This window comes from Paracoccus sp. NFXS7 (assembly GCF_040148865.1).
Taxonomy (GTDB): domain Bacteria; phylum Pseudomonadota; class Alphaproteobacteria; order Rhodobacterales; family Rhodobacteraceae; genus Paracoccus; species Paracoccus marcusii.
This window is the reverse complement of the sequence record NZ_JAKEKV010000029.1, coordinates 1-5,750: the sequence shown is the minus strand read 5'-3', so window position 1 is coordinate 5,750 and position 5,750 is coordinate 1. Positions and strand designations below refer to the sequence as shown.

The following is a 5,750-nucleotide window of genomic DNA, read 5'->3' as shown; positions in this document are numbered from 1 at the left end:
TTGGGGAAGAAGGGCTGGAGCCGCGCCATCTGCGCGTCGGTCAGCCAGAAAAGGTTGCTCATCGATCAGGTCTCCTTGAGGAGCCTGAATCATGCCGAACGCGCAGGATCAATGGGTCCTGACCCTACACAGTTCCTCCTACAAGTTTTGCGCAAATGACTGACAGACATATTTATTTTATGAGCTTCTTCGAGCTTTTTGAGCAAGGGCGAGCTGGATCCCTCGATTGCAACGTACATATTGTCCTGGGCATCGAGAACCTGCGTAATACGTCGGCGTTCCTATCAATAAAAACGATCACAAGATGGCCGGGAAATTCTTGTAGTCAGAAATGAGGCTCAGGAATAGACATAAGTTTTAGGGGCTTCCCTGACTGGTCAACGATTTATATTTCAGGAACGAAGTGATGCAGAATTCGCAGAAATACGCGGCGGAGCTGATCGGAACATTTTGGCTAACATTCGGCGGTTGTGGCTCCGCCGTTCTGGCTGCCGCCTTCCCAGAACTAGGCATCGGCTTCATGGGCGTGTCTCTTGCCTTTGGCCTTACGGTGTTGACCATGGCCTACGCCATTGGCCACGTATCGGGATGTCATTTGAACCCCGCCGTGACGGTTGGCCTCGCCGCAGGCGGGCGCTTTCCAACATCGCAGATCCTGCCCTATGTCGTGGCGCAAGTTCTGGGCGCCATTCTTGGAGCTTTGGTGCTTTACGTCATCGCAAGCGGTGCGCCGGGATTTGATGCCGCAGCAAGCGGCTTTGCCTCGAACGGCTATGGTGAGCATTCGCCAGGGGGCTATTCCATGGGTGCGGCCTTCGTGGCCGAGGTCGTGCTGACGGCTTTCTTCCTCTTCATCATCATGGGGGCAACCCATGGTCGTGCGCCTGTGGGCTTTGCCCCCATCGCCATCGGGTTGGGGCTGGTACTTATCCATCTGATCAGCATTCCGATTACCAACACCTCTGTGAACCCGGCACGCAGTACAGGTCCGGCGCTTTTTGCCGGAGGCTGGGCCTTGGGTCAGCTCTGGATGTTCTGGGTTGCCCCGCTGATCGGAGGGGCGGCAGGCGGAATTCTCTACCGCTGGCTTAGCCCGCAGCCTGAAGAGCCGGTCGTGGGCGGTATCCGCAGCCCCGGCTAAGCGATGGTGTCTCGATTAGAGATTAGATGAAGATCGTTGGCAGTTCGCTGATCCTTGTCGTGTAACACGATGATCGGTGACCTGCCTTCGTCTCCCAAAATTCGGATACGCCCTGCAGGTCGGCCGCAGAGTTGAACCCTTGGGCATTTAGCTTCCCCTATGTCGCAGAACCCACGCCCTAGATTTCTAGGATGAGAATAGGGCGTATCTCATAGTCTCGCATGTCCTGGTCGATCAAACTTTAGATCACAGACCAAAGCGCATTCCTCTTGGTGGCATAGGTTGCACGCTTTGTAAGGGTCTTGGTCGGCGCGATAAGTCCTTTGCGTCGATCTTCCCAAACCGCCGATAGGCTACTTTTCAGAGATATGGTGATCGCGGGCACCGCGATCGCTGATCCAGAGGACAGCCGCGCCTCCGCTTCGCTCTGGCACAGCTGACGATCTTTCATTTCATTTTTCCGCCTGCCATCCGGCCGGCGATCCGAACACGGGCTCTGGTGCCGCTGCGCGTCAGCCTCCACGGAGAAATCCGGTTCCTCCCACGCGCGGGGCGCGCGGGTCCCTCCCAATTTCACCGATCCGGCCCCGTGTGTCAGATCACCGTCCGGCCGCAGGTCGGGCTGCGCCCACCCTGCTTTGCCCTTCGGATGACATGAGGTCATCCAAAGCGAAAAGCAGCGATGGCTTCGCCACTGGCGGAACAGGAAGGAGCGCCACGACATGTCGGACCAGTTCGGAACACGGGCCAGAGACTGGGCTGCGGCCCATCAGAGGCAGACCTTTGTGACAGGAAAGGCAGGCCCGCCTTCGCATCGGGAACAGGCCCCACTGTTTTCACGTAATTTTCCCCACCGCTGAAGGCAGGACTATCTGCCCCCTGCCACGCCCATTTTGGGCACCCGACCACGGCGCAAAGACCGGGCGGGATCGTCGCAAAGAAAGGAACGCCAAATGGCACTTTTTGAGATCGTCACCATGACCGACGACAGCGGCATGAGCCGCGTTGTGACCGATGACCTTGCCGCATGGGTCGATGACATGGGCACCGAAATCACCGGGACGGAGACCCGCTCGAACCTGCGGACCGAATTGCAGGGCCAACCCAAGATTGCCGGTTTCCTTGGCCCCTTCTGGGGCGGCCTGTCCCAAACCGGCGATGCCATCATCCGCTATGAGGATGAAGGCACCTATTCGGCCCTGAGCCAGTGAAGGTGCCGCAGATGACCCGTTTTTCTGTCGTGCAGACTGATATTCACCCCGCCCCCTATGTCGCAGCAACGGGCAGCGCGCGGAGTGCCCAAATCCTGGCCCGCCTTGTGCGGGAGCGTTGCCCCGGAAATGCGTTTGGTATCCGCGAAGGCGCGGCCTTTGACGGGCGGAAAAGCAATGGTTTCATCCGCGATTGCGCCCGATCCTTGGAGGTGCAGCGGATCGCAGCGGAAGAACTGTTTGCGGAAGCCGACGAGAACCCCGACCAGCTGGTGAAGTGGCACGTCTATTTCTATGACGCCGGGACCGGAAAATTCCGCTTCACCGTGAATGCCTATCTGGATCACGATTTGCCCGTTCGGGCCAAGTGTGAAGCCGATCCCAAACTGGCCGGACGCACGGTCGTCTATGGCGATCCGCCCACGATGGAGACGCTTTACCTGATGCTCGATGCCTTCGCGGCAAAGCAGGAGGCAACGGCATGAGCGGATTTTCCTTCAACGGTTTTGTGGCGGGAGATACCCCCGCCACCTTTACCGACTATCGCGTGTCGCCGGTCAAGATGATCCGCGAAGGCACGGATGCGGAAGCCATCGAGGTTTGCAGCCCTGCAGGCCGGGCTTTCTGGTCGATCTATGGCGACACCGGCGCAGGCTGGCGGCTTGTCCATGACGCCGAGGCCGATGACGCGGGCCTTGCGCTGGCCGCCTTGTCCAAGAACGCGGCAGCCCGGTTTGAGTATGCCGACCTTGAGACTGTCACTGTCGCCGGGACGCTGGCCGATCTTGCCGACCGTCTGGCCGAACGCATCCACGATGAAATCCCCGGATACGACAACCCGGAAGATTTTCGCTGTGACGACTTCGACGCGCACCCGCTGTCCGAGCTGCGCGAGCAAATCCTTGAAGCCATCGAGAGCGAGGCAGCAGCATGAACACCCGCACCACCTTCAGCGCCGGGGCACTGGTCGCACCGATGTACATCATGAGCATTTGCGCCGCCCGTGAGGCCGCGCTGACGCAGATGCAGAATGCCATCGGCACCCTGTCGGACGGCTACAGCCGGGCACTGGACGCGGCCGAGACGGCCAAGGGCGCAACCGCGGGACATTCCTGCTATCTGCACTACAGCGACAACGAGGCCGTGAAATCGGACCTGTTTTCCGCCTTCGATCCTGTTGCTGTCCTGGCCCGGTACAAGCGCACCCTCGATGCCGCAATCTGGCTGCGGATCGTTGAGGAAAGCCGCCTCAAGGAAATCATGGACCGCACCGAGCGGGACCAGCTGGACAAGCAGATGGGGGCGGATGACATGCCCGAGCCGACGCTTGAGAACATCCGCGCCACCTTGGAACGCCTGACCCTCGATGCAGACCTGATTTTCATGCGGGGCGTGGCCCGCGCCTTTTCCGAACTGGACCCGGCTTTCAAGAGCCACGACGCGTTCAAGATCGGAAAACGCATGATCTTCACATGGGTTTTTGATGATGGCGGCTATTGGTCCTATTCCGGCAGGGGCGAACAGATGCGGCGCACCTTGGCGGATGTGGAGCGGGTGTTTTCGCAACTATCCGGCCAGCGCAGCTATGGTGATCTGGAAGGCGCGATCAATGCCGCCCGGCGCGGCGGATGGGGCGCACGTCAAACCGAGATCGAGACCGAGTATTTCACCGCCCGATGCTTCAAGAACGGCAACCTGCACCTGTGGGTGAAGGACGCGGACCTGCTGCGGAAGGTCAATCAGGTCCTGGCAAGCTATTATGGCGAGGTGCTGGCCGATGCCGCAGCGTCCGACGAGCAACCCGCCGACTTCCGCACTGGCACTGCCGTTGCCAAGGATCTTGCCTTCTACCCGACGCCTGCGGCGACGGTCGAAGAATTGCTTTCTGATCTGACGATCAAGGCGGGCACCCGTGTTCTGGAGCCAAGCGCCGGGATCGGCGCCATCGTCCGGCCCGTCTTGAAGATGGGCGCGACCGTGGACGCAATCGAAATCCACCCTGACCGGGCAGCGGCATTGCGGGGCATGGCTCACCCTGCGCTCAAGGTTCATTGCGCGAATTTCCTGAAGGTCACGCCTGCGCCGGTCTATGACCTGATCCTGATGAACCCGCCGTTTTCGGGCACCCATTTCATGGATCACGTCAAACATGCGTGGGACTTCCTTGCGCCGGGCGGCGAGCTGCGCGCGATCCTGCCCGCGTCCGCCGAGGTCGGATCGACCGCTAAGCATGAGCGGTTCCGGGCATGGGCCGCACAGCATTCCCCGCGCGGCTATCGGTGCCAGCAGTGGCGCGATCTGCCGCCCGAGAGCTTCGCCAGCGTGGGCGTCCGCATCAATACCGTGGTGCTGACCCTTCAAAAGCGCTAGGTATACCCTACTCCTTTTTGCGACGGAGTAACTCAGGCCCCGCTTCGGCGGGGCCATTTTTGTGCCTTTTTGGTCATGCCATCACTTTTATCATTGCGCCATCAATGGCGCTGTGAGATCGTTTTCTCATAAATGCTATCATGGAGATCAGAATGGGCAACATGACCATACGCAACCTGCCAGATGAGGTTCACGATCACCTTCGAGAACAGGCGACCAGCAACATGCGCAGCATCGAAGCAGAGGTTCGCGCGATCCTGGTCAACTCCTATGTTGCCAAACACACAGGCGGATTTGGACAACAGCTGCGCGCGCACTTCAAGGATATGGGCGTCATAGGTGACGAACTGACGTTCGACCGCAGCAAAGAACCTGGGGAGGCTGCGGACTTCTCATGATCATCATTGATACCAATGTGCTGTCCGAGGTTCAGAAGCCAACGCCCAATCCCAATGTCATGGCATGGCTGGATGCTCAGGAGCCGGGCGATCTTTATGTAGCGGCAATCACTGCCGAGGAACTGATGTTCGGCGCTTTCATCTTGCCAGCGGGGGACAGGAGGGCACGCCTCATTGGCGCGATTGAGGGGTTACTTGAGACGTCCTTTTCAGGCCGCATCCTGCCATATGATATTACCGCCGCAACATTCTATGCTACGCGGGTTTCCAGCGCACGCGAGCGGGGCATAACCATCGGACATGCGGATGGTCAGATCGGGGCAATCGCGGCGGCACAGAAGGCTGCAAAGGTCGCCACGCGCGATAGCGATCCATTCAAGGCGATGAACCTGGAGGTCATCAACCCGTGGGAATATTGCCCCTGATTACGGAATGCCCGCAAAGCGCGGGCATGAGCTGTTCGTTGAACGCGCTTCGCGCGTGACAGTGTTAAGACACATCGACCTAGGGTCAGGACCCATTGATCCTGCGCGTTCGGCATGATTCAGGCTCCTCAAGGAGACCTGATCGATGAGCAACCTTTTCTGGCTGACCGACGCGCAGATGGCGCGGCTCCAGCCCTTCTTCCCC

Annotated in this window: 8 protein-coding genes; 7 read left to right on the top strand and 1 reads right to left on the bottom strand. The window is 59.4% G+C overall.

Annotated features, from left to right (window positions below; all coding sequences use genetic code 11):
- Positions 1–406: 406 nt before the first annotated feature.
- Entirely contained in the window at positions 407–1,141 is a 735-nt protein-coding gene (aqpZ, locus tag LZ686_RS18745; protein WP_045999922.1) for an aquaporin Z, read from the top strand.
- Between the two features lie 22 nt (positions 1,142–1,163).
- On the opposite strand, the gene LZ686_RS18905 is transcribed toward aqpZ, so the two are convergent.
- On the bottom strand, positions 1,164–1,259 hold the full coding sequence (locus LZ686_RS18905; protein ID WP_502922033.1) for a DUF4113 domain-containing protein: 96 nt from the start codon (positions 1,257–1,259) through the stop codon (positions 1,164–1,166).
- 835 nt (positions 1,260–2,094) lie between these two features.
- Here LZ686_RS18905 and LZ686_RS18740 point away from each other — a divergent pair.
- The 6 genes from LZ686_RS18740 (at position 2,095) to LZ686_RS18715 (ending at position 5,545) form a co-directional block, all read left to right on the top strand.
- On the top strand, positions 2,095–2,352 hold the full coding sequence (locus LZ686_RS18740) for a hypothetical protein (RefSeq protein ID WP_349548765.1): 258 nt from the start codon (positions 2,095–2,097) through the stop codon (positions 2,350–2,352).
- Between the two features lie 11 nt (positions 2,353–2,363).
- Positions 2,364–2,837 carry a hypothetical protein gene (locus LZ686_RS18735; protein WP_349548764.1) on the top strand — a complete coding sequence of 158 codons (474 nt, stop codon included), beginning with the start codon at positions 2,364–2,366 and terminating at the stop codon, positions 2,835–2,837.
- Positions 2,834–3,286: a hypothetical protein gene (locus tag LZ686_RS18730; RefSeq protein ID WP_349548763.1), complete on the top strand. Its 453-nt coding sequence runs from the start codon at positions 2,834–2,836 to the stop codon at positions 3,284–3,286. Before LZ686_RS18735 ends, LZ686_RS18730 begins: the two co-directional genes overlap by 4 nt.
- Entirely contained in the window at positions 3,283–4,722 is a 1,440-nt protein-coding gene (locus LZ686_RS18725) for a DUF4942 domain-containing protein (RefSeq protein WP_349548762.1), read from the top strand. The genes LZ686_RS18730 and LZ686_RS18725 overlap by 4 nt, the downstream gene beginning before the upstream one ends.
- Positions 4,723–4,874: 152 nt before the next feature.
- The gene (locus tag LZ686_RS18720; RefSeq protein ID WP_349548761.1) at positions 4,875–5,120 is read left to right on the top strand and encodes a FitA-like ribbon-helix-helix domain-containing protein; all 246 of its coding nucleotides are present in this window, start codon (positions 4,875–4,877) and stop codon (positions 5,118–5,120) included.
- Positions 5,117–5,545: a PIN domain-containing protein gene (locus LZ686_RS18715; RefSeq protein ID WP_349548760.1), complete on the top strand. Its 429-nt coding sequence runs from the start codon at positions 5,117–5,119 to the stop codon at positions 5,543–5,545. The genes LZ686_RS18720 and LZ686_RS18715 overlap by 4 nt, the downstream gene beginning before the upstream one ends.
- Positions 5,546–5,750 lie beyond the last annotated feature (205 nt).

What these genes read in the sequence shown, in the direction of transcription:
- aqpZ (WP_045999922.1), top strand. Translation starts at nt 407, where the DNA reads ATGCAGAATTCGCAGAAATACGCGGCGGAGCTGATCGGAACATTTTGG.
- LZ686_RS18740 (WP_349548765.1), top strand. Translation starts at nt 2,095, where the DNA reads ATGGCACTTTTTGAGATCGTCACCATGACCGACGACAGCGGCATGAGC.
- LZ686_RS18735 (WP_349548764.1), top strand. Translation starts at nt 2,364, where the DNA reads ATGACCCGTTTTTCTGTCGTGCAGACTGATATTCACCCCGCCCCCTAT.
- LZ686_RS18730 (WP_349548763.1), top strand. Translation starts at nt 2,834, where the DNA reads ATGAGCGGATTTTCCTTCAACGGTTTTGTGGCGGGAGATACCCCCGCC.
- LZ686_RS18725 (WP_349548762.1), top strand. Translation starts at nt 3,283, where the DNA reads ATGAACACCCGCACCACCTTCAGCGCCGGGGCACTGGTCGCACCGATG.
- LZ686_RS18720 (WP_349548761.1), top strand. Translation starts at nt 4,875, where the DNA reads ATGGGCAACATGACCATACGCAACCTGCCAGATGAGGTTCACGATCAC.
- LZ686_RS18715 (WP_349548760.1), top strand. Translation starts at nt 5,117, where the DNA reads ATGATCATCATTGATACCAATGTGCTGTCCGAGGTTCAGAAGCCAACG.